Raw genomic sequence first — 22,120 nt, forward strand, 5'->3', positions numbered from 1 at the left:
TGCCCGTCTGGTTCCGGAGGACCCCCGTGGGACGACTCGAGTGGTACACGCACCGACTTCTGGCCATGAGCCCCGGCGAGATCGCCTGGCGCATTCGCCGCGCGATCGACCAGCGATTACCCGCCCGACCGCTGTCGGACATCGACCTTCTCGGCGCGAACCCGGACTGGCACGCGGCACTCGAACGTTTCCGCGCCGGCGATCAGCGCCCAGTCCTGCTCGACCGCGACCGCGCGCGGGTCATCGCACAGACGGACGAGGCGGCCGTCGAGGCGATTGTCGCCGCAGCAGATCGGGTGCTCGACCACCGATTCACCTACTTCTCCTATCCGGAAGCTCGGCTGGACCGTCCGATCGACTGGAATCACGACCCCGCCGGCGGTGTCCACTGGCCGCCACTGCCGTCCCGTCGCATCGACCACCGTGTGTCGGCGGGCGACCCGAAGTGGATCTGGGAACTCAACAGGTTGCAGCATCTGCCGTGGCTCGCACAGGCGTGGCTGGTCACGGACTCACCGCGCTACGCAGCCGAGGCATTCGAGCAGCTCGACACCTGGATGGCCGGGAATCCTCCCGGCACGGGAATCGCGTGGCGCGGTGCCTTCGAAGCCGGGATCCGCGCCGTCTCGGTGGCGGTTGCGCTCCAGGGCCTGCGCGACAGTCCCGAGCTGACCGTCGAACGGTTCCGCAACATCGTGCGGATGCTCGCCGAGAGTGCGCGTCGCTGCTGGACCGAGCGGTCCCGGTACAGCTCGGCGAACAATCATCTGGTCGGCGAGCTCGCCGGGCTGGCCGTGGTGGCGGTCCTGTTCCCGGATCTGCGCGAGGCACCGCGGTGGGAACGTGACGCCCTCGAAGCCCTTCGTGCCGAGGCCGACCGGCAGATTCTGCCCGATGGGTCCGGCGCCGAACAGGCCGCGGCCTATCAGGTGTTCACAGCGGAATTGCTCCTCGTCGTCACCACCGCGATGCTGCGACGCGACGGCGACGCGCCCCCCGAACTCGTCGAGGCGATCACCCGAAGTGCACGTTTTCTCGCGGCGGTCGTCGGCGACAATGATCCGCAACCACGCTACGGCGACGACGACGAGGGCTTCGCGGTGCGCCTGGATGCCGCGCCTCTGCGGACGGTACGGGACCACCTCGGGACGGTCGGCGCGGTGCTGGGCGTCGAGGACGCAAGACGATGTCGACGCCTCACTCCCACCGCGCTCTGGCTGGCGGGCACCGTGGACGAGGCGACGCGCCCCTCCGGTGGTGTCCCCCCACCTCCCGCCGGCTTCTTCGCACCCGACGGCGGGTTGGTGGTGCTGCGTTCCGGGGGACGGCGCCTGACGATGGACGTCGGCTCGCTCGGATACCTCTCGCTCGCCGCGCACGGGCACGCCGACGCCCTCGCTGTGACACTCGCCGTCGACGGGCAGGACGTCATCGGTCACCCGGGCGCAGCAAGCTATTACGGGCATCCGTCCTGGCGGCAGGTGCATCGCGGGACGCGGGCGCATCCGACCGTGTCCGTCGACGACGCCGACCAGTCGGTCATCGGCGGTGCGTTCCTGTGGCGCGACCGGGCGCAGGTACAGGTACGGTCCGTCGATCTCGCGCGCGGAATCGTCGACGCCGAGCACGACGGGTACCAGCGACTCCCCGAGCCCGTCGTGCACCGCCGATGGCTCGTCGCGCCGCCGGGCGGAGCTACCGCCCTGGTCATCGATCTACTCGACGGACGCGGTCGCCACGACGTGCGCGCCACCTGGCCGCTGCACCCCTCGCTCGACGTCGAGGCCCGCGGATGCGGCCACCTCGTCACACGGGATGACGTACCGGTCCTGCACGTGGCCTATGCCGCCTCCCCGGCTCATCCTGTTCGCGAGGAGGTGCGCGGAGATCCGCACACCGGTCTGGGCTGGTGGTCGCACCGTCTCGAATCTCGCGTACCCGCATGGTGGATCGGCAGCAGGTGCACCGCGCACGTGCCGGTCGTGCTGGCCACGGCTCTGACAACGGCCGGTGACGACGGTGTCGGCGCGACCGGACTCACGGTGGAACTGAGTGAGACGGCGATCGACGTGCGGTGGTCCGACGCCGACGGCGCTCAGCGCCACGTGCTCTCGCTCGATACGGATCGTCTCGCGCCCGGCCGCGCGGAACCGGACGAGATCCGGCCCGTGGCCCCGGGAACAGGGAGGTAGCCGTCATGGATTCCGGCACCGATACGTCACCGGCCGCGTTCAGTTTCCTCACCACCGCATACCGCACCGAACGGTACATACCGGAGACGATCGAGTCCGTCCTGGCGCAGACCAGGGGCGACTGGGAACTCGTGGTGGTGGACAACGGCTTGTCCGACGAGATGGCTCGCGTCGTCGAACCGTACCTCGCCGATCCTCGAATCAGGCTGGTGCGTCAGGACAATCGCGGATATGCCGGAGGTATCGCCGCCGCAGTCGCCCGGGCTCGCGGGCGGTTTCTGTGTGTGCTCGACAGCGACGATCATCTGATGCCCGAGTTCTGCGCCCGCGTCGGAGCGGTTTTCGATGCGGTCCCCGGCGTCGCCGCGGTGGCCTGCGACGCCCAGTTGTTCACCGACGACGGCCCGCTGCCGGGCGGATACATGCGCTCGATCGGGACAGCGCGACGACGAGCGGGCGACGAACGCCTCACGGTACGAGACGTTCTCGGGGGCGAGGTGCCGTACTACACGGCGGCGATCCGGTGTGAGGCATGGGAGGCGGTGTCGGCGTACGCATCCGGACTCGAAGAGGTCGACGAATCGGTGATCGTCTGGTTGCGTCTCGCGTCGCGGTTCGACGTCCGCATCATTCCCGATCGGCTCGCCCGGTACCGGTTGCGCGGCGACTCCGACTCCCGCGACGAATCCACCGTCGAGAACTTCGAACGGCAACTCATCCGGTCGTTCGAGTCCGGAGCGGAGTGGGCGCAGACGCAGGAGGACTTCGAGGCACTCGACGCGACGCTGCGGCGCCTGCGCTATCACCAATCCTTGCGCCGGGCACGGTGGGCGTTCCGCGACGGCGACCTGCCCGACGCGCGAGCAGCAGCGAGGGCGGCATTTTCCCACCGACACACTGTCCGGGCGGCCGTGGCACTGAGTGCGGTGACCGTGGCCCCGGGACCGGTCCGGATGCTGTATCCCGCCAAGCAGCGGGTTGCCGCGGCCGTGAGTCGCGTGACCGCCGGCATCACGTCCCGCGTTCAGTCGCGGTGACGCACGATGTTGACGACGTTGCCGTCCGGTGCCCGGACCAGGAATCGGCGCACGCCCCACTCTTCCGTGGTCAGCGGGTGGACGATCTCGTAACCGAGCCGCCGGGCCTCGTCGTACGCGGCGTCGACGTCGTCCGTGTGCACGGACATCACCGAGTCCTCGGGTGCCGTGGCGTCGTGGGTGACCAGTTGGACGTGGGCACCCGTGTCGGGCGAGGTCAGACGCGCCACCCAGCCCATGTCGAACTCGTCGGTGCTCAGCCCCAGAAAGTCGCGATAGAAGCCCTTCGCCGACTCGACGTCGGGTACATGGAGATTGGTGGTGATACGCCTGGCATGCATGTGTCCTCCAGCGTGCAGCGGGTATCTCCGATCATGGGCGCATTACTCCGGGGTGTCGACCGTTCCGGACGGAGAGTGTGCCGAGCGGTTCGTTCCCGAGCAGCACCCACCGGCCCTCGAGTTCCGGAAACCGCTCCCGCAATTCCGGCAGCAGGTCGGGCAGGGTCAGCAGGACCACATCGGGGTCCGCGCCCAGCAGCGCCGGAGGATCGACGATCGGCACGTCCGTTCCGGGCATCCGTCGACCCTGCTTGAGCGGTGATGCGTCGGCGACGCCGGCGACGAGCCCGCTGTCGATCCCGGCACGGGCGAACAGCGCGACCGCCCGTGAGGCCGCACCGTATGCGTAGACCCGCGTGCCTGCGGAGGCCGCGGACTCGAGCGATCGCCGCAGCCCGCCCGTCTGCCGGTCCGCGGCATCGTGGAGTCGCCGCACGACCTGCGGGTCGCACACCCCCGCGGCACGCTCGTCTGCGAGGATCCGGGCGACGGTGGCGTCCTCCCGAGAGGGACGTTCGCGTCCGGCCGCGACGAGCACCGTGCCGCCGTAGAGATCGAACTGCCACGCGGCGTCGATGTGCAGTCCGGCGTCGGCCAGCAGGTACCGGAGTGCGGTCAGGGAGTAATAGGCGAAATGCCCGTGCCGCAGGGCATTCCACTGCTCACCGCCGAGAATGGCAAGCAGGGAATGGAATTGCAGCAGCAGCACACCGTCGTCGGCGACCGCCTCGGCGCGCCGGGCGAATGCGGCCCGCTGGTCCGGCTCGTGCATGATGCCGAAACAGTCGAGCACCACATCGGCGGGGCCGTCGACCACACTGTGGAGACCGTGCTCGTCGAGCATCGGGAGCCACGTTCCTCCGTGCGGGCTCCCGAATTCGAGAACGGTATCGCCTCGCAACCGGCCGGCATCCGCGACGGTGCGTACCGCGTCGGCAGCCTGGAGTTGCAGTGCCAGCGGTTCCACTCCCCGTGGTTCGTCGGGAACAGTGTCATCCTCGGCGAGTTGGGCGAGTCCACACGCCGGGCAGAGGTTCATCGCGAGAAGGTGCGGGGACTCCGGGACACCGGGCGGTGTACCGGCGGGTGGAAAGAAGTCGGCCTGCGGGAGCGCACCGAGGTCGACGACGCGCACCGCGCCCGGCCGGTCACAACCGCGGCACCGGTTCGTCATCTCGAATTCCCTTGCTGTGGTAGCGGTTGCGACTGTGCAGCTCGGTCCTGCAGGATGAGCGGGTGCGAATCGACACGACCGGCCTGACCGATGTTCTGTTGCTGCGGCCCGAACCTTTTCGCGACGAACGCGGGTTGTTCACGCGCACGTTCGATGCCGCACTGTTCGACCTCTACCTCGACGAGCAGCCCGGCTCCCCTGCAACCCGCGCCCGCGACTTCCTCCAGGATTCTCAGTCGCGGTCGCACCGCGGGGTGATCCGGGGCATGCACGGGCGCGCGGGGCGGGGTGAGGCCAAACTCGTGAGATGCGCTCGCGGCGCCGTGCACGACGTCGTGGTCGACATCCGGAGAGATTCTCCGACGTTCGGCCGGATGGAGTCTTTCCTGCTCGACGACGAGGATTTCGCGCATGTGTTCATCCCGCCGGGGTTTCTCCACGGATTCCAGGCCCTGACCGAAGCCGCCGACGTGTGTTACCGCATCGACCGGGCGCACGAACCGCTCGAAGACCTCGCGGTCGCGTACGACGATCCCGACCTCGGCATCGACTGGCCGCTGCCGGTCACCACGATCAGCCCGCGCGACGCGTCGGCGGGGTCCTGGCAGGATCTGCTCGACAAGCTCTGACTCCCGCCGCCTCCACTCGGTGCTGTCAGCCACCCGGCGTCACCGGTTGGGGGTCGCGCTGGACTCGCAAGGTGCCGTCCACGAGCCCGTGTTTCCGCAGCTTCTCGAGGTGGGCGAGGCGGGTGTACCGATGAGCGAACGCGTCGCCGGTCATTCCGTAGGCGAGATACGCGCTGTACAGTTCGGCGGCACCCTCCGGAACGGTCCATCGGACGGCATCGTCGCCGAATGCCGTTCGCATCGAGGAGAAGTCGACCCGATACGAGCGGGGATCGGGACCGCTCTCCCCCGTGATCACGACCTCGGATCCCGGCACCGCCTCCGCCACCGCATCGGCTATCTGTGCCACGGTGACGTTGTTCGTTTCGGTGCCCACGTTGTAGGCCGCGCAGTGCACCCGGTCGATCGGGGCGACCAGCGCGCGGCCGAACACTGCGGCGATGTCTCGAGCGTGTACCAGCGGACGCCACGGCGTCCCGTCGGACAGCACCCGTACCCGGCCGGTGAGCACCGCCGACGCCACGAGATTGTTGAGGACGATGTCGGCGCGCAGGCGAGGAGAGAAGCCGAAGGCGGTGGCGTTACGCAGGAATACCGGCGAGAAACCCGAGTCCGCGATCGCGGCCACGTCCGCTTCCACCCGGACCTTGCTCTCCGCGTACGGCGTCAGCGGCCGTAGCGGTGCTTGCTCCGTGACCAGGTCCGTCCCTGCCGATCCGTAGACCGAGCACGTGGATGCGTACAGGAAACGGCGCACCCCGGCGTCCTTCGCGAGACGGGCGAGACGCACGGACGCGCGGTGGTTGATCTCGTAGGTGATCTCCGGATCGAGTGCCCCGAGCGGATCGTTCGACAATGCGCCCAGGTGCACCACGGCGTCGAACCCCTCGAGGTGTGCGGTGGTCACGTCCCTGAGATCGACATCGATCGCGGGAGGCTCGACCGGTGCGGGTCCGAACAGGCACTCCGAGAACAGCCCGGAGTCCAGGCCCACCACCTCGTGGCCGGCTTCCTGGAGTACCGGAACCATGACCGAGCCGAGATACCCCTGGTGGCCGGTGACGAGTACTCGCATATCAGGAACCTCCGAATCGGACGATCGCCTTCTCCATCACGAATGCCTCCGCGTGCGGATGATGGCACTGCACGCCCCGCAACCGCGACAACCCGAGAAACGCCTCCTCGTCGAACCAGTCTCGATCGGCCTGCGACGGGTAGTGCTTCAGCAGAATGCGCGCCTTCTCCTCCGCCGTTTCCCGGCTGAGGGGGTGGTAGATCGCAGTGCGGGGAGTGTCGGCTTCCCACTTGAGGATTTCGTAGCCGAGCACGAGATGGTCCCGGAACACGGTCGGCGTCAGTTCCGCGACGAGACGGTGATCCTGGTGCGCGTCTGCGCGCTGGGGTGCAAACACGATGTCGGGTTCGCAGCGGTTGCCGAACGACTCGAGCGCGAGTTTGACGTACTCCCAATATCCGGGTGCCCGCCCGTCGGGAATGTCGAGCATGCTCAGTTCCAGGTCGGCCTGCGGGCACAGCGCCCGCAAGGCGTGGCTCTCCTCCATCTCGCGAGGAGTGTCGGCCCCGGACAGAACGAACGCTCGCACCCGCAGTCCCGGATGCCGTGCGGCGAGGGTCAGCAGCGTGCCTCCGACTCCCATCGCGATGTCGTCGCAGTGCGCTCCGAGGACCGCCACCTCCCGCACGGATGCCGGGGTGAGGCCGATCATGGAACCGGCACCGTGGTGTCGGTGTCCCACACCGTCCACGGGTGGACACCGCGGGCGTAGCCGTCGTCGAGTTCGGCGCGTTCCTTGAAGGTGTCGGCGGGTTTCCAGAATCCTTCGTGCCGGTAGCCGTACAACCTGCCCTCACCCGCCAGTGCCCCGCACACGTCCGCCACGAGATCCCCACCCGGTGGCAGATAGTCGAAGATCTCCTGACTCAGGACGAAATAGCCGCCGTTCTCCCACACGGGCAGCATGCTCACCGGTGTGATCTCCTTGATCTCACCGTTGTTCGCTACATCGACGCAGTGGAACGACGACTGAGGCGGGACCACCAGCATCGACGCTGCCGCGCCTGATTCGTGGAACTTCTCGATCACGTCGTCGAGCGGCGCGTCGGTGAGCACGTCGGCGTAGTTCGCGAGGAAATAGGGATCGCCGCCCAGGTGGTCGCGGACACGCCGCAACCGTTCGCCGATCGCGGATTCCCGTCCGGTGTCGACGAAGGAAATCGACCAGTCGCTGATGTCGTTGTCCAGCAGTTCGACCCGATTGCCCCGCAACACGAAGTCGTTGCAGTGGGCCGGCTGGTAGTCGAGAAAGTACTCCTTGATCTTCTGAGCGCCGTAGCCGAGACACAGAATGAATTCTTTGTGCCCGAAGTGCGCGTAGTACCGCATGACGTGCCATAACAGCGGTCGCGGCCCGACCATCTGCATGGGTTTCGGGATCGGATCGTCGAGTGCACTGCGCATCCGCATGCCGTATCCGCCGCAGAAAAGGACAACTTTCATGGCACGAGCCTCCTGAGGTCGGTGTCGGCGCCGGTCGCGATATCGGGTCCACCGAACGCGGTATGGAGTACGGGGAGGGGAAACACCAGTTGCCCGCCCCAGTCCGCGACGAATCGCAACTGCTCGGTCAATTCCCGCTCGAGATTCCACGGCAGCGCGACCACCACGTCGGGCCGGTCCTTCTCGATCTGCTTCGGATCGAGGATGGGGATGCGCGTGCCGGGAGTGAAGCGGCCGTGCTTGTAGGGATTGCGATCGACGGTGTATTCCATGAGGTCGGAACGGATTCCGCAGTAATTGAGCAACGTGTTGCCCTTACCCGGTGCGCCGTAGCCGACCACGCTCCGGCCCTGCGCCCGGCACTCGAGCAGAAACCGCAACAGCTCCTGTCGCGCGCTCCGTGTCCGCGACTCCAGATCGAGGTAGCCCGTGACGTCGTGCAACCCGGCCCGGCGTTCCGCTTCGAGCACCTCGGCTACACGGGGACCCGGTTCGCCGGCAGCGGACGCGGGACGTGCCCACACCCGGATCGAACCGCCGTGGGTGGGGAGCAGTTCGACGTCCACCACCGCGAGATCGGCGACGGCGAGAGCCCGTTGGGCGCTGAGCACCGTGTAGTACTGGAAGTGTTCGTGGTAGATCGTGTCGAACTGCCCGAGTTCCACCAGATTCAAGGCATGGTGCACCTCGATGCTGAGCCAGCCGTCGTCGGCGAGAAGCCCGCGCAGCGACCTCGTGAATCCTCGGAGGTCCGGGATGTGTGCGTAGACGTTGTTGGCGACGACCAGGTCGGCGGGCCCGTGGTCGCGCCGGATCGACCGCGCGAGTTCCTCGTCGAGGAAGGCGGTGACGGTCGGGACTCCGCGTTCCCGCGCCGCAGCACCGACGTTGATCGACGGTTCGATGCCCAGGCACGGAATGCCCTTCTCCACTACATGTTCGAGGAGGTAGCCGTCGTTGCTCGCGACTTCGACGACCAGTGAGGAGTCGTTCAGGCCCAGTTTCGCGGTGGCGTCCTCGACGAACGTCCGCGAGTGACGCACCCAGGATTCCGAGAACGACGAGAAGTACGCGTATTCGGTGAAGGTCTCCTCCGGCGTGATGAGAGCCGGTATCTGCAGCAGCAGGCACTCGTCGCACACGCGCAGATGGAGCGGGTACGTGGTCTCGGGCGCGTCGAGTTCGTCTGCGCGGAGGAATTTTTCGCACGGTGGTGTCGCGCCGAGGTCCACGACACTCGACAACCGGTCGGAGTCACACAGTCGACATCGCACGGGCTGCCGCCCTTTCTGTCCGGAGACCCTCAACTCCCGGCACCCCGGTGAAGGTCGCCGGAAGGGATTCACGGAGCCACGTTCGGTTCAGCTTCCCCCAACTAACCACATTCCAAGTTTGCAAACAACGGTTTAAACAAACTACAAGACTTTTTCTACGCTTTTGTTTACTCTTACATCAGGTTATTGACGGCCGAGTCGAGCCGGTACCTCTGAACCGAACGGCGTCATCGCACGAGGGGAACCCATGACGGACACAGCACCCGTGAGCAGCGTCCACCGGAACCGGGCCCCGGACCGCACCGGAGACCGTCGGTCCCGGATCGAGGCTGTCGACGTGGAGACCGCGTCCCGGGTCCGGCATCTCGGTGCACTCGCCCGGCGGGGACTCGCCGGCATGTATTCGGGCATCGACTTCCCACAGACCATGCGCGCTGTCCGCACGCCGTCCGGTACGGCGCTGCACCCCGAAGGCCACAGTCCGCGCTACACCGCGATCGCGGCGCTGGGAATCGGCCGTCTCCCCACCGACATCCAGCGGCACATCCTTCGCGGCGGCACCGCGGACGACCTCGTCACGAGCGTGCTCGCCACCGCGCACGACCACCACGACACGGGTGTGCTCGCGCTCGCCCTCTGGGCCGCGGGTGAGGTGCGCGGGTCCGCCGATCCGCAGGTGCTCGAGGAACTGCGACGGCGCTGCACGTCCGGTGAGCCGATGCTCACCGTGGACTGTGCGTGGGCGCTCACGGCTGCCGTGTCCGTCCGGGACCGTGCGGACACCGACGATCTGATCGTCCTGCTCACCGAACGGTTGCTGGCCGCACAAGGCCCCGGGGGGCTCTTCCCCCACTCCCTGTCGTCCGGGCCTCGTCACCGGATCCGCGACATGAAGCAGATCGGACGTCACCACGTCGGTTCGTTCGCAGATCAGGTCTACCCGCTCCAGGCCCTCGCCCGCACCGCGGATGCCGTCGGCGACACGGATGCTCTCGAAGCTGCCAACGCCACCGCGTCGAGGATTTGCGCCGTGCAGGGCTCCACCGGCCAATGGTGGTGGCATTACGATTCGCGGACCCGATCTGCCGCGCGATCCGTCGTCGAGCGCTATCCCGTCTACAGCGTCCATCAGCACGCGATGGCACCGATGGCGTTGTTCGACCTGCGCGAATGCGGAGGAGACGATCACATCGCCGCGGTCGAGTCGGGAGTGGACTGGCTCTTCACCCACCCCGAGTCGTCGGCGGATCTCGTCTGCGACGACCGGAACGTCGTGTGGCGCAAAGTCGGGCGTCGCGAACCGCGAAAAGCCGTTCGGTCCCTGTCCGCCGTCACGACTGCGGCGCGTCCCGGACTGGTCCTGCCGGGGCTCGACCGGGCGTTCCCACCGGGGCCCGTCGATAACGAATGCCGGCCCTACGAACTCGGCTGGCTGCTCTACGCCTGGCACCCCGGCTCCGACGCGGGAGAGTCCGATGCCTGAATCCCGCGCCGGCTCCACCACGGTGTTCGGCATGCCCGTGGACCCGGTCACCATGGACGACGCGGTGGCGCGGTGCCGGGAGGCGCTCGACTCCCGGACTCCGTTCACCGTCGGCGTCCTCAACGCCGCGAAAACGGTGAACCTCCGGAGAGACAGCGCACTTCGGGAATCGTTGCTCGGTTGCGACCTGCTCCTCGCGGACGGGCAAGCGGTCGTGTGGGCCGGCAACCTGCTCGGGTGTCCCCTCCCCGAACGGGTGACGGGCATCGACCTGTTCACCGCGCTGCTCGAGTGCGCCGACGCCGAGGGCAGATCCGTCTACCTCCTGGGAGCACGCCGGCAGGTGCTCGACACCCTCGTCCTCACCCTCACCGCGCAGTACCCCGGGCTGCGCGTCGCGGGACATCACCACGGCTACTTCGATGTTCTGGAGTGCGCCGACATCGTGCGCGACATCCGCGGATCGGGCGCGGACATGCTGTTCATCGGCATGCCCTCACCGCACAAGGAAAACTTCCTCCGGCGCTGGGAGGAAGAACTCGGTGTGCCGCTCCGTCACGGAGTGGGTGGGTCGTTCGACGTGCTGGCCGGTGTCACCAAGCGGGCGCCCGAACAGTGGCAGCGCATGGGGATGGAATGGGCATACCGGCTCCTCCAGGAACCCCGGCGCATGTGGCGTCGCTACCTCGATACCAACACCCGCTTCCTGGCCCTGACATTGGCCGAACTCGTCCGGCCCACCCCACCCTACGAGCGCACCGGACGCGGAGAACCGCGCGGCCGACCGACACTGAGGGAGCACCATGGCTGAGCTTTTCACCGGTAGCGTCGCCGTCGTCGGACTCGGTTACATCGGCCTGCCGACCGCGGTGATGCTCGCGACCCGCGGCATCGACGTGACGGGCGTCGATATCGATCCGCGGATCGTCGATGCGGTCGCGGAGGGCGAGGCCCCGTTCGCGGAGCCCGATCTGGCGGCGGCGCTGCGCGGTGCCGTGGCATCGAAGATGTTGCACACCAGCGCCACTGTGCCTCACGCCGACGCGTACATCATCGCGGTGCCTACGCCGTTCAACGCCGACCACACCGCAGACCTGTCGTATGTGCGGACAGCCGCCGAGCAGGTCGCGGAACAACTGCGCGGCGGGGAGATCGTGGTCCTCGAATCGACGTCACCTCCCGGTACCACCGAGCAGGTCAGCCGCTGGATCGCAGATCGACGACCCGACCTGCACCTTCCGCACGACGAAGGACTCGCGGACGTACACGTCGCGCATTGCCCCGAACGCGTCCTGCCGGGCCGGATCATGGTGGAGATGGTCACCAACGACCGTGTGGTCGGAGGGATCACGCCCACCAGTGCCGAGCGCGCCGCGGCGATCTACCGGGTCTTCTGCCAGGGCGAGATCTGCCTGACCGACGCGTCGAGTGCCGAGATGGCCAAGCTCGTCGAGAACGCCTACCGCGATGTGAATATCGCGTTCGCCAACGAATTGTCCTACATCTCGGACGAACTCGGCCTCGACGTGTGGGAGGTGATCCGTCTCGCCAATCGTCATCCCCGGGTGGACATCCTCAATCCGGGACCGGGCGTGGGTGGACATTGCATCGCGGTCGATCCGTGGTTCATCGTCGGTGCCTCACCCGACTCCGCGAAACTGATCCGGACGGCCCGCGAGATCAACGACTCCAAGCCCAATTATGTTGCCCAGCAGGCAATCGACAAATGCGCGCGGTTCCGGGAGCCGACGATCGCGTGCCTCGGATTGACGTTCAAGGCGAATGTGGACGATATCCGCGAAAGCCCCGCGCTGCAGGTCGTCGAACTCATCGCAAAAGCACTACCCGACGTCGAGATCCTGCTCGCCGACCCCTTCGTGACCGAGGTGCCCGACACCCTGCAGGGATACGAGCGCGTCCGCATGGAGCGGTGCCGGGATGCAATCGCGGCGGCCGACATCGTGATCGAATTGGTGGACCACGACCAGTTCCGGTCGCTGTCGCGCAGCCTGCTCGCCGGCAAGGTCGTCTACGACACCCGGGGTCTGTGGCGCTGACGCACCTGTTCCGGTGGATCGTGCCGGGTCCGTCAGACGGTATGGGCCACCGAGGCGGGGACGAATTCCTCAGGCCCCGAACCTGTTCCCAGGAAACTCTCGATGGCGACGACCGAGCGGGCGGCGGCACGGCCGTCGCCGTACGGGTTGACGGCCCGGGCCATCTCGTCGTACGCATCGTGATCGGTGAGCAGACGTGACACGGCGCGCACGATGCGATGCTCGTCGGTACCGACGAGTTCCACGGTGCCCGCGGCGACGGCTTCGGGTCGCTCGGTGGTCTCGCGCATCACGATGACCGGCTTCCCCAGGCTCGGTGCCTCCTCCTGCACTCCGCCGCTGTCGGTGAGTACCACAAGGGATCGATCCATGGCACGGGCGAAGTCGCTGTAGCACAGCGGTTCCGTGATCACGACATTCCGCAGGCCGATCAACGGGGGGAGCAGTATCTCCCGGACGGCAGGGTTGAGATGCGCCGGAAGCAGGAACGTCAGATGCGGGAAACGCGCGGCGAGGGTCGCGATCGCACGGGCGGAGTTCGCCATCGGCTCCCCCCATGATTCACGGCGATGGGCCGTGACGAGCACCAGCGGTTGCGACGCTCCGAGCACACGGGTGAGGTCGTCGTCCGTGGGCGGAAGGTCCTGGGAGATCACCTGGTGCAGCGCGTCGATCACCGTGTTGCCGGTGATGACGATGCTCTCCCGCGCAATGCCTTCGGCGACGAGATTGGCGCACGACGTCGGCGTCGGTGCCAGGTGCAGCGACGCCAGATGGGAGGTGAGCCTGCGGTTGATCTCCTCGGGGAACGGATTGGACGGATCTCCCGTGCGCAAGCCCGCTTCGAGGTGCACGAGCGGCACCCTGCCGTAGAACGCCGCCAGCGCCGCCGCGAAACAGGTCGTCGTGTCGCCCTGGACCAGCACGGCGGCCGGTTTCTCGGCGGCGATGACCTGGGAGACCCCGTCGAGTGCCCTCGAGGTGATGTCCTCGAGTCGTTGGCGCTGCGTCAGGATGTCGAGGTCGTGACGGGGTTCGATGCCGAACAGCGAGTTGACCTGGTCGAGCATCGCGCGGTGCTGGCCGGTGACGGCCACCACCGGTTCGACGACCGTGGATCGCTGCAGTTCGGAGACCACCGGAGCCATCTTGATCGCCTCGGGGCGAGTGCCGTACACGACCAACACCTTCTGCATTGACCGATACTAGGCGTTATTCAAGACCTATGGCTCGTTTATAGCCCAAAAACAAACTCTGTCCCCGTATTGATCTCGGACAGTCCGTTCCGCTCAGACGACGGGCTCGAGCACCTCACGCCCGACGAACGGAACCAGCGCCGCCGGAACCTTCACCGAGCCGTCGGCTTGCTGGTGGTTCTCGAGCAGCGCAACGAGCCAGCGCGTCGTCGCGAGCGTCCCGTTGAGGGTCGCCGCGATCTGCGGCTTGCCGTTCTCGTCGCGATACCGGACGTTGAGCCGGCGGCCCTGGAACGTCGTGCAGTTGGACGTCGACGTGAGCTCGCGGTAGCGCTCCTGGGTGGGCACCCAGGCTTCGCAGTCGAACTTCCGGGCCGCCGACGATCCGAGGTCGCCGCCGGCGATGTCGATGATCCGGTAGGGCACGTCGATCGAGGCGAGCATCTCGCGCTCCCACGACAGCAGACGCTGATGCTCGGCAGCGGCGTCCTCCGGCTTGCAGTAGACGAACATCTCGACCTTGTCGAACTGGTGCACGCGGATGATGCCGCGCGTGTCCTTGCCGTAACTGCCGGCCTCGCGGCGGAAGCACGAGGACCAGCCCGCGTACCGCTTCGGACCCTTCTCCAGGTCCAGGATTTCGCCCGAGTGGTAGCCCGCGAGCGGAACCTCGGACGTACCGACCAGGTACAGATCGTCCTCTTCGAGGTGGTACACCTCGTCGGCGTGCTGCCCGAGGAACCCGGTGCCCTGCATGACCTCGGGACGCACGAGCACCGGCGGGATCATCATCGTGAACCCGTTCGCGGTGGCCTTCTGTGCGGCGAGTTGCAGCAGACCGAGCTGCAGCAGCGCGCCGTAGCCGGTGAGGAAGTAGAAGCGCGCGCCCGACACCTTGGCTCCGCGTTCCATATCGATGAGCCCGAGCGACTCACCGAGCGCGAGGTGATCCTTGGGCTCGAAGTCGAAGGTGGGGAGCTCACCGACGGTCTCGAGGGTGATGAAATCGTCCTCGCCACCGGCGGGGGCGCCCTCGACGACGTTGGAAATCGCGAGGTGCGCGCGCTCCCGGGTCTGCTCGGCGGCGTTCTGCTCGACCTCGAGTTCCTTGACCTTGGCGGCCAGTTCCTTCGCTCCTTCGAGCAGCGCGGCCCGCTCCTCCGGGGCGGCCTGACCGACCTTCTTACCCAGAGCCTTCTGTTCGGCTCGCGCGTTGTCGCCGGCGAGGACAGCCGCACGGCGCGCCGCGTCGGCCTCGAGCAGGGTATCGACGAGGCCCGGGTCTTCGCCTCGGGTGCGCTGCGATTCACGCACGACGTCGGGATTCTCGCGGAGGAACTTGAGGTCGATCACGACTGGAAGCCTACCGCTGCCACAGTTCCAGGTAGTCCTCGCGCCCGAACATCTTGGCCGTATCGATTGCGGTGGGATGCCCGAGCCGCGGATCGGCACCGGCTTCGGACAGAACCCGCACGACGTCTTCGGCTCCCTTGAACACGGCGCCCGCCAGCGGCGACTGGCCCTTGTCGTTGAGGCGGTCGAGATCTGCACCCCGCTCGGCAAGCACCCGCACCGCATCCGCATGACCGTGGTACGCCGCGAGCATGACCAGCGTGTCGCCGGAACCGTTGGTGAGATTCGCGGGTACCCCCGCGTCGACATACTCGGCAAGGGTCGCGGCATCGCCGGCGCGCGCCGCGTCGAACATATGCTGGGCGATCTCGAGAATTCGCGGATCTATAGGCTCATCGGTCATGATCCGACGCTACCGCCGGCCGCACGAACGGGCATGATGGAACGTGATGGCCGAAGAATCTGAGCAGCAGCCCCACCGACGCCCGCCTTCCGCGAGGCTGACCCGCCGCGCGCTGATATTCGTCGCCGTGGGCGCTGTGCTCGCCGCGGTCGCGACGTTCGTCGTAGCGGGTTTCGAGGGTTCCACCGACGGAACCACCGACAGGGGCCGGAGCGTGGCGACCACGGGCGCCGTGGCGGGCGAAGCATTCGGCACTGCATCGACGGGCGACTGCCTCACCTGGACCGCTCTCGACGCCGGCGATCTCACCAAGGTCGACTGCGAGCAGACGCACCTGTTCGAGGTGGTCGCCGACATCGATCTGAGCACGTTCCCCGGTGCCGAGTGGGGGCCCGGCTCCCGATTCCCGTCGGTGATGCGGTTCACCGCCCTGCGCGACGAACTGTGTGTCCCGGCGGCGATGAACTACCTCGAGAGCCGATTCGATCCGGTCGGTAAATTCAGCGTCGGTCTGATCAATCCCGGTGAGGCCGGATGGGCCGCCGGAGAACGAACGCTGCGGTGCGGTCTGCAGTTCTCGTCGACGACGGGCAATCTCCTCCCCATCCAGGGACGGGTGGCGGAGCAGGACCAGTCGCGGGCGTGGGACACCGGAGTGTGCATCGGCATCAACAACGGCATCCCGGCCGACCCCGTCGACTGCGCGAAACCGCACGCGTTCGAGGTCGTCGCCACGGTCGATCTGTCGTCGCAGTTCCCCGAGGGTCTTCCGAGCATCGAAGATCAAGACCGGTACCTCGAGGAGACGTGCACGAGGCTGGTCGGCGAATATCTGGGCGACCCGCAGGCGCTCCGCAACAAGACGCTGACGTTGTTCTGGGACAACCTCGGGTACGACAGCTGGCTCGCGGGCAGCCGCAAGGTCAACTGCTCCATCGGTAAGCAGGTCGAAGGCGGAGGATTCGCGTCCATCACGGGATCGGCGAAGGGTGACATCCTCATCGACGGCCAGCCGCCGGTGGCGCCCGAACCGCTGCCCGAGGGCAGGTCGCTGCCGAGTCCGCTGCCCGGCGCCGTTCCTCTCCCGGGTCCGTGATGGGCGTACACATGAGCGACGAGCATTTCGAGGAGCTCGTCTCGGAGGCGCTCGACGAGATCCCGGCCGAACTGGCGCGCGCGATCGACAACGTCGTGGTGCTCGTCGAACCGCGCCATGACGAGGAACCGGATCTGCTGGGTCTGTATCAGGGGATCGCGCTCACCGAGCGCGACAGCCATTACGCGGGGTCGCTACCGGACACGATTTCGATCTACCGGGACGCCATTCTCGATATCTGCCAGACGGACGACGACGTCGTCCACGAAGTACTGGTGACGGTGGTCCACGAGATCGCGCACTATTTCGGCATCGAAGAAGAGCGCCTCCACCAGCTGGGCTGGGGGTAGGCGCTCTCCGGCCGGTCTGACGGGCTGGTTACTCGGCGCGATGTGCGTCGGCCTTGACCAGGCTCGGGTTCTTGGCCTTGCGCTGCATGAAATGCGGGTTGATCGTCGAGATCACGAGCAGGATCAGGGTGCCGACGGTCACGACAGCGATCGAAAGCACGACGACGATCATGCCGAAGAGTTCAAACATCCCGGTTACCTCCACTTTCGATGTCACGACGAGGCACGCGACACGCGCCGCCCCGTCGTACCTTAGCCTCTGCGACTGCACCGCCGGGGACCGGCACCCGCGTGCACCCCGCCCGGGGCGGAATCACGAACAGTCACTGTTGACCGTTTAATCGCCGGACTCTACGCTCGGACCCACCCCACCGAGAGGCGAACCCACGTGACGCATCCCGCCCGCCCGGCAGTGATCGACCGATGGCATCACCTGATCGAGACGAACGACCTCGACGCGCTCGACGCACTCGTCGCCGACGACGCCGTCTTCCTGTCACCGGCCGTGTTCACCCCGCAGGAAGGTAAGGCCAAGACCGTCGCGTACCTCCGGGCGGCGCTGACCGTGTTCGGCGGCGACACCGGGTTCCACTACGTCGGCGAGTGGTACGGCCCGAACTCCGCGGTGCTCGAATTCGTCGCCGATCTCGACGGCGTACACGTCAACGGCGTGGACCTGATCGAGTGGGACGACCGGGACCGGATCGTCGGATTCAAGGTCATGATCCGCCCCGTCAAGGGCCTGCAGGCGCTGATCCCCCGCATGGCGGCACAGCTAGAGCAAGTCTGACCACTCACCCACGAGGAGTTACGTATATGAGTCTGCCGCCGATTCTGAAGGATCGCCTGCGCCTGCCCGTCGTGGCGTCGCCGATGTTCATCGTGTCCAACCCCGATCTCGTGATCGCACAATGCATCTCGGGTGTCGTCGGGTCGTTCCCGTCCCTCAACGCCCGCCCGCACTCGCAACTGCGCGAGTGGCTCACCCGGATCACCGACGAACTCGCCCGGTACGACGCCGATAATCCCGAGACCCCGTCCGCGCCCTACGCGGTGAACCTCATCGTGCACCGGTCCAACGACCGTCTCGAAGAAGACCTCGCGACGATCGTCGAGTTCCAGGTGCCGTTGGTCATCACCTCGCTCGGGGCACGCGCCGACGTCAACGCCGCGATCCACTCGTACGGCGGCATCGTCCTGCACGACGTCATCGACAACCGGTACGCGAAGAAAGCCGTCGAGAAGGGCGCCGACGGCTTGATCGCGGTCGCCACCGGCGCCGGCGGACATGCGGGCACGCAGTCTCCGTTCGCTCTCGTCCAGGAGATCCGCAGCTGGTTCGACGGTCCGCTGCTGCTGTCGGGCGCGATCGCGCACGGCAATTCCATACTCGCTGCGCAAGCTGCCGGCGCGGATCTCGCCTACATCGGGTCGGCATTCATCGCGACGACGGAGGCACACGCCCAGGACGAGTACAAGCAGATGCTCGTCGACTCGTCGGCCTCCGACATCGTCTACACCAACCTGTTCAGCGGGGTGCACGCCAACTATCTCCGGGGCAGCATCAGCCGCGCGGGCATGGACCCCGACAACCTCGCCACCTCGGATCCGTCCGCGATGAACCTGGGTGACGACAAGACCGCACCCGACGGCACCGCGAAGGCGTGGCGCGACATCTGGGGTGCGGGTCAGGGCATCGCCGTCATCGACGAGATCGCTCCCACCGCTCGCGTCGTCGAGCGACTCGCCGACGAATACGCCGCAGCTCGCAAGCGTCTATCGCTCTGACGACCCTGCGGGTCGTCCGACACCGCAACAGCGTGGCATGCCGAGGCATGCCACGCTGTCGTCGTCTGTGGGGTGCGACTCAGAGGGTTGTGTACTGCGTGAGCTTCGGCGCTCCGGCCAGGAGCGGACCGAGATCGGTGATGGCGCCCTCGCCCGCGCGGAACTTGCGGTAGGCGGCATCGTGCTCGGCCGAACGCCACTTCTCCACGACGACCCAGCGTGCCTCGTTCGTCCGGTCCACCAGAATCTCGATTCCGTCGCAACCGTCGAACTCGCGGGTCTCGCCGAGCACCCGGCTCATCACCGCTTTCGCGTCGTCGAGTGCGTCGGCCTTGAATTCGAGTTCGAGCAGGGCGGTGAGCGCCATGAAGAATCCTTCCGTGCGAACGTGTGCAGTGTGGTACTGGTGCCGCTCACATTTCCCGATTCACGAGAACGACGCAATACCGTTCCGGAAATGGCACTTCCCTCCGGGGTGCGCAGCCTGTCAGCGCGCGATCGCCGGGAGGACGAAATGCTCGAGCAGGGGTGCGAGATCGCCGGGCAACGGGTGGAGTGCCGGGTCGAGCCATCGCATCTCCTCGATCTCCGCCGCGCTGCCCGTGATGCCGACGAAGGGGTGCTCGAACACCGTCCCCTCGATTTTCCAGCCCGGTTCGTTGGCCGCATCCGCCAAAAACACCCCGATCCGTCGCAACGACCCCGGGTCGAGCACCGCCCCGACCTCTTCTGCGCACTCACGCACCGCAGCCTCGGCTGCCGACTCTCCGGGTTCGGGCTTTCCGCCGGGAAGCATGAACCGGGACGTGTTGCGCTTGCGTACCGTCAGCACCTGCCCGTCGGCGTCGCGGAGCACGACCGCGCTGACACGGATGAGTTTTTCGGGGAAATCGGACACCCTCCCATCGTAGGACCGGGGCACAGAATGCAGCGGAGTCGGCCGAGTGGTCACGGCATGCTCCGGTGGTGCGTGTGGGGGTTGATGCACTCGAGGGCGCGAGGGACGTTTCGGGGCCGTTTTCAGGGCGTTTCAAACTGTTGTTCCGCAACACTTGTCGTAATCAAGTTGTCCCACGCGGGATTTGAGCGTGTTTGCGCGTCGAATCTCGGTCACCACGGTGACCTCGAGACCGAAGCCGCCGCGGCACGCGCACCGCGGTGGGAACTACCGGGCTGCGAGGACGGAACGGGCCCGGTCCAGCACGCTGTTCAGGGCGCGCTCGGCGGCGGCGCGGTCGGTGGGATCGACCGCCTTCCAGATCTCCGACGTGAGTTCTTCGATGCGCCGCTCGATCTTTGCCACGGTTGCTCGTCCAGACGCGCTGAGTCGGTCGGCGCGGACCAGACCGCGGGCTATCAAATAATCGACGACTGCCGCACCGTCCGGTGCGTAGGTGACGTCGTGGACCAGCACGGCGAGTTCCTGCGAGCCGTCCGAGCCCTCTGCGAGGCGCAGCGCGACCCACTGTGATTCGACCAGGTTCTCCTCGGCAAGAGCTACGGCGAGCAGAGCGTTGAGAGCCTTCTCGGTGCGGCCGATGAGCTGTGGCCCGAAAGCGATCACGGTTCCTCCAAGTGGGTGTGGGCAACTCGGTCGAGTCGCCGACGTCGACCGCGTGGTGGTGTGCCGACAGCACAGCACCTCGAGCCGACTCGAGGTCAACAAGCGCCGCCGAAGTGGGTCGGCCGATGAGATCGGGGAGTGGCTCCGGTCTGTCCGAGTAACGTCCGATCCACTCCCTGCTGTTGCGGGCCTTGCTTCCGGGGAGCGGACGCGCACGAAGCTCGATCGAGAGGGAGTCGAGATCATGGGATACACGCGGCAAAGTCATGAGGATCGTCGACGCCGAGATTGTCGAGGCTGCCCGCTGTTCGAAGACGGCGCCGGCTGCCGCCGCGTCGGAAAGCTGAGCGGCAGATGACCACTGTCGGTGCCAACGGGGTCGATCTGGGTGTCGAGTCCTTCGGTGACCCCGATGCGCCACTCGTCCTGCTCGTCGGCGGGACGACGATGCTCTCCTGGCCCGATGGACTGTGTGAGCACCTCGCCGCGGGCGGACGTCGCGTCGTGCGGTACGACCTGCGCGACAGCGGTGAGTCGACGACGGCGGACCCGGACACACCCAACTACACCCTGCGTGACCTCGCCGCCGACGCGGCGGCCCTCGCCGACGCGCTCGGCGGCGGGCCTGCGCACCTTGCGGGAATCGGGGTGGGTGGGATGGTCGCCCAGCTCGCTGTGCTCGAGCACCCCAGCGCGTTCCGGGCACTCACCTTGGTGGGCACCCGCGCGGTCGCGCCCGGCAAGTGCGACCCCGACCTCCCCGACCACGACCAGGCGACGATGAATCGACTGTTCGCGCTTCCGATGCCCGACTGGACCGACCGAAAGGCGGTAGCGGAGTTCGCCGCTGCCAGCGCGGAGATCCTCGGCGACGCCCCCGTCATCGCACGCGCGACCGCCGCGCGGATCTGGGACCGAACACCCGGCACAACAACCCCGATCCAGATGGCCAATCAGCTCGGAACCGTCTTTTCCAAGCTCGACTGCACACCCCGCTGGCGCGAGCGCCTTTCCCAGATCCATGTCCCCACGCTCGTCGTACACGGCCGGCGGGACCCGTTCTTTCCTGTCGGCAACGGCGAGGCCATCGCGCACGAGATTCCGGAAGCACGGTTGCTGGTGCTCGACGGAGCTTCCACAGCGATCCCCGAAGCGGCAGTCGAGGAGGTCGCCGAAGCGATGCTCTCGCTTACTTCGGACTCACGCCGACCATGATCGCCAGCGCAGCCGAGCGATGGTGATCACCGGTCCCGGTGGTCTTTTCGACCGGTACTGCGGGTATTTGCGCGCCAGCGCGTCGAGGCCGGTGGCGCCCGCATCGGTGTCCGCGGCGTGAACCGTGGCGATGCCGTCGATGCGAATCCACCACAGCTGTGACCAGTCGTCGCTGTAGTGGTCGACGAGCACACTCACGCGGGGGTTCGCCGCGATGTCTGCGAGGCGACGTAACCGCCGGGTGGTCTTCGGCTTGTCGTCGACGCAGGTGTACATCGCATCGCCGTCGAGGGCGAACACGATCGGGACCAGGTGCGGTTCGCCGGACCCGTCTGCGGTGGCCAGACGGGCCACCCGGGCTTCGGTGACGCGGCGGCGGACGTCCATGTGCCTCACCGTAGCCTTGTCGAGCCCGCGCCTCGTTCCTTCGATCGACTCGCCCGGGCCGCG

At 67.1% G+C, this 22,120-nt stretch carries 25 protein-coding genes; 11 read left to right on the forward strand and 14 right to left on the reverse strand.

All coding sequences use genetic code 11. The features are described 5' to 3' along the window. Positions 1-26 precede the first annotated feature (26 nt). Together ACFWU2_RS00375 and ACFWU2_RS00380 are read left to right on the forward strand one after the other, a co-directional pair. Positions 27-2,192 carry a heparinase II/III family protein gene (locus ACFWU2_RS00375; RefSeq protein WP_378598611.1) on the forward strand — a complete coding sequence of 722 codons (2,166 nt, stop codon included), beginning with the start codon at positions 27-29 and terminating at the stop codon, positions 2,190-2,192. Between the two features lie 5 nt (positions 2,193-2,197). After that, positions 2,198-3,229 carry a glycosyltransferase family A protein gene (locus ACFWU2_RS00380; RefSeq protein ID WP_378598614.1) on the forward strand — a complete coding sequence of 344 codons (1,032 nt, stop codon included), beginning with the start codon at positions 2,198-2,200 and terminating at the stop codon, positions 3,227-3,229. On the opposite strand, the gene ACFWU2_RS00385 is transcribed toward ACFWU2_RS00380, so the two are convergent. Together ACFWU2_RS00385 and ACFWU2_RS00390 are read right to left on the reverse strand one after the other, a co-directional pair. After that, the gene (locus ACFWU2_RS00385) at positions 3,217-3,570 is read right to left on the reverse strand and encodes a glyoxalase superfamily protein (RefSeq protein ID WP_378598617.1); all 354 of its coding nucleotides are present in this window, start codon (positions 3,568-3,570) and stop codon (positions 3,217-3,219) included. The genes ACFWU2_RS00380 and ACFWU2_RS00385 overlap by 13 nt on opposite strands. A 31-nt stretch (positions 3,571-3,601) precedes the next feature. Further along, complete coding sequence (locus ACFWU2_RS00390; RefSeq protein ID WP_378598620.1) at positions 3,602-4,744, reverse strand: transferase; 1,143 nt, start codon at positions 4,742-4,744, stop codon at positions 3,602-3,604. A 62-nt stretch (positions 4,745-4,806) separates the two neighbouring features. On the opposite strand from ACFWU2_RS00390, the gene ACFWU2_RS00395 reads away from it, so the two are divergent. Beyond that, a complete protein-coding gene (locus ACFWU2_RS00395) occupies positions 4,807-5,373 on the forward strand; it encodes a dTDP-4-dehydrorhamnose 3,5-epimerase family protein (protein WP_378598623.1) in 567 nt (188 codons plus the stop codon). A 25-nt stretch (positions 5,374-5,398) separates the two neighbouring features. Here ACFWU2_RS00395 and ACFWU2_RS00400 read toward each other — a convergent pair whose 3' ends face one another. Genes ACFWU2_RS00400 through ACFWU2_RS00415 form a run of 4 tightly spaced genes read right to left on the reverse strand, consistent with a single transcriptional unit; the run spans position 5,399 to position 9,165 of the window. Then, a complete protein-coding gene (locus ACFWU2_RS00400) occupies positions 5,399-6,448 on the reverse strand; it encodes an NAD-dependent epimerase/dehydratase family protein (RefSeq protein WP_378598626.1) in 1,050 nt (349 codons plus the stop codon). A gap of 1 nt (position 6,449) precedes the next feature. Further along, on the reverse strand, positions 6,450-7,100 hold the full coding sequence (locus ACFWU2_RS00405; protein ID WP_378598629.1) for a PIG-L deacetylase family protein: 651 nt from the start codon (positions 7,098-7,100) through the stop codon (positions 6,450-6,452). Beyond that, entirely contained in the window at positions 7,097-7,891 is a 795-nt protein-coding gene (locus ACFWU2_RS00410) for a glucose-1-phosphate cytidylyltransferase (protein ID WP_378598631.1), read from the reverse strand. Before ACFWU2_RS00410 ends, ACFWU2_RS00405 begins: the two co-directional genes overlap by 4 nt. Next, positions 7,888-9,165: a methyltransferase domain-containing protein gene (locus ACFWU2_RS00415; protein WP_378598634.1), complete on the reverse strand. Its 1,278-nt coding sequence runs from the start codon at positions 9,163-9,165 to the stop codon at positions 7,888-7,890. Before ACFWU2_RS00415 ends, ACFWU2_RS00410 begins: the two co-directional genes overlap by 4 nt. A gap of 247 nt (positions 9,166-9,412) precedes the next feature. Here ACFWU2_RS00415 and ACFWU2_RS00420 point away from each other — a divergent pair, with 247 nt between their 5' ends. Genes ACFWU2_RS00420 through wecC form a run of 3 tightly spaced genes read left to right on the forward strand, consistent with a single transcriptional unit; the run spans position 9,413 to position 12,705 of the window. Then, positions 9,413-10,648 carry a hypothetical protein gene (locus ACFWU2_RS00420; protein WP_378598637.1) on the forward strand — a complete coding sequence of 412 codons (1,236 nt, stop codon included), beginning with the start codon at positions 9,413-9,415 and terminating at the stop codon, positions 10,646-10,648. Next, positions 10,641-11,459, forward strand: a complete 819-nt coding sequence (locus ACFWU2_RS00425) for a WecB/TagA/CpsF family glycosyltransferase (protein ID WP_378598640.1) — start codon at positions 10,641-10,643, stop codon at positions 11,457-11,459. Before ACFWU2_RS00420 ends, ACFWU2_RS00425 begins: the two co-directional genes overlap by 8 nt. Further along, positions 11,452-12,705: a UDP-N-acetyl-D-mannosamine dehydrogenase gene (gene wecC / locus ACFWU2_RS00430; RefSeq protein ID WP_378598643.1), complete on the forward strand. Its 1,254-nt coding sequence runs from the start codon at positions 11,452-11,454 to the stop codon at positions 12,703-12,705. The genes ACFWU2_RS00425 and wecC overlap by 8 nt, the downstream gene beginning before the upstream one ends. Before the next feature lie 32 nt (positions 12,706-12,737). Here wecC and wecB read toward each other — a convergent pair whose 3' ends face one another. The 3 genes from wecB to ACFWU2_RS00445 all read right to left on the reverse strand — a co-directional run bounded on the left by wecB (position 12,738) and on the right by ACFWU2_RS00445 (position 15,657). Beyond that, positions 12,738-13,901, reverse strand: a complete 1,164-nt coding sequence (gene wecB, locus ACFWU2_RS00435; RefSeq protein ID WP_378598646.1) for a non-hydrolyzing UDP-N-acetylglucosamine 2-epimerase — start codon at positions 13,899-13,901, stop codon at positions 12,738-12,740. Positions 13,902-13,994: 93 nt separating this feature from the next. Then, positions 13,995-15,254, reverse strand: coding sequence for a serine--tRNA ligase (gene serS, locus ACFWU2_RS00440; protein ID WP_169620791.1), 1,260 nt, complete (start codon positions 15,252-15,254; stop codon positions 13,995-13,997). A 10-nt stretch (positions 15,255-15,264) separates the two neighbouring features. Continuing rightward, on the reverse strand, positions 15,265-15,657 hold the full coding sequence (locus ACFWU2_RS00445) for an ankyrin repeat domain-containing protein (protein ID WP_378598650.1): 393 nt from the start codon (positions 15,655-15,657) through the stop codon (positions 15,265-15,267). Positions 15,658-15,703: 46 nt separating this feature from the next. On the opposite strand from ACFWU2_RS00445, the gene ACFWU2_RS00450 reads away from it, so the two are divergent. Together ACFWU2_RS00450 and ACFWU2_RS00455 are read left to right on the forward strand one after the other, a co-directional pair. After that, positions 15,704-16,753, forward strand: a complete 1,050-nt coding sequence (locus ACFWU2_RS00450; RefSeq protein ID WP_378598653.1) for a septum formation family protein — start codon at positions 15,704-15,706, stop codon at positions 16,751-16,753. 11 nt (positions 16,754-16,764) lie between these two features. Next, positions 16,765-17,103 (forward strand): metallopeptidase family protein, encoded by a 339-nt coding sequence (locus tag ACFWU2_RS00455; RefSeq protein WP_378598656.1) that lies wholly within the window; start codon positions 16,765-16,767, stop codon positions 17,101-17,103. Positions 17,104-17,131: 28 nt separating this feature from the next. Here the strand turns inward: ACFWU2_RS00455 and ACFWU2_RS00460 are convergent, their stop codons facing one another. Next, on the reverse strand, positions 17,132-17,293 hold the full coding sequence (locus tag ACFWU2_RS00460; RefSeq protein ID WP_169620795.1) for a hypothetical protein: 162 nt from the start codon (positions 17,291-17,293) through the stop codon (positions 17,132-17,134). Between the two features lie 198 nt (positions 17,294-17,491). On the opposite strand from ACFWU2_RS00460, the gene ACFWU2_RS00465 reads away from it, so the two are divergent. Both ACFWU2_RS00465 and ACFWU2_RS00470 read left to right on the forward strand, forming a co-directional pair. Next, positions 17,492-17,893 (forward strand): nuclear transport factor 2 family protein, encoded by a 402-nt coding sequence (locus ACFWU2_RS00465; protein WP_378598659.1) that lies wholly within the window; start codon positions 17,492-17,494, stop codon positions 17,891-17,893. A gap of 26 nt (positions 17,894-17,919) precedes the next feature. Next, positions 17,920-18,891, forward strand: coding sequence for an NAD(P)H-dependent flavin oxidoreductase (locus tag ACFWU2_RS00470; RefSeq protein WP_378598662.1), 972 nt, complete (start codon positions 17,920-17,922; stop codon positions 18,889-18,891). Between the two features lie 79 nt (positions 18,892-18,970). Here ACFWU2_RS00470 and ACFWU2_RS00475 read toward each other — a convergent pair whose 3' ends face one another. From ACFWU2_RS00475 to ACFWU2_RS00485, 3 genes are all read right to left on the reverse strand, one after another. After that, positions 18,971-19,258 carry a putative quinol monooxygenase gene (locus ACFWU2_RS00475; protein WP_169620798.1) on the reverse strand — a complete coding sequence of 96 codons (288 nt, stop codon included), beginning with the start codon at positions 19,256-19,258 and terminating at the stop codon, positions 18,971-18,973. A gap of 120 nt (positions 19,259-19,378) precedes the next feature. Continuing rightward, complete coding sequence (locus tag ACFWU2_RS00480) at positions 19,379-19,789, reverse strand: NUDIX domain-containing protein (protein ID WP_378598667.1); 411 nt, start codon at positions 19,787-19,789, stop codon at positions 19,379-19,381. 267 nt (positions 19,790-20,056) lie between these two features. Then, positions 20,057-20,455 carry a hypothetical protein gene (locus ACFWU2_RS00485; RefSeq protein WP_378598670.1) on the reverse strand — a complete coding sequence of 133 codons (399 nt, stop codon included), beginning with the start codon at positions 20,453-20,455 and terminating at the stop codon, positions 20,057-20,059. Positions 20,456-20,809: 354 nt separating this feature from the next. On the opposite strand from ACFWU2_RS00485, the gene ACFWU2_RS00490 reads away from it, so the two are divergent. Continuing rightward, positions 20,810-21,670: an alpha/beta fold hydrolase gene (locus ACFWU2_RS00490; RefSeq protein ID WP_378598673.1), complete on the forward strand. Its 861-nt coding sequence runs from the start codon at positions 20,810-20,812 to the stop codon at positions 21,668-21,670. Here ACFWU2_RS00490 and ACFWU2_RS00495 read toward each other — a convergent pair. Then, positions 21,656-22,057: a TIGR03668 family PPOX class F420-dependent oxidoreductase gene (locus ACFWU2_RS00495; RefSeq protein WP_378598676.1), complete on the reverse strand. Its 402-nt coding sequence runs from the start codon at positions 22,055-22,057 to the stop codon at positions 21,656-21,658. The two genes, ACFWU2_RS00490 and ACFWU2_RS00495, sit on opposite strands and share 15 nt — an antisense overlap. Positions 22,058-22,120: the final 63 nt, after the last annotated feature.

It is taken from the genome of Rhodococcus sp. NPDC058639, from assembly GCF_042717545.1.
GTDB lineage: Bacteria > Actinomycetota > Actinomycetes > Mycobacteriales > Mycobacteriaceae > Rhodococcus.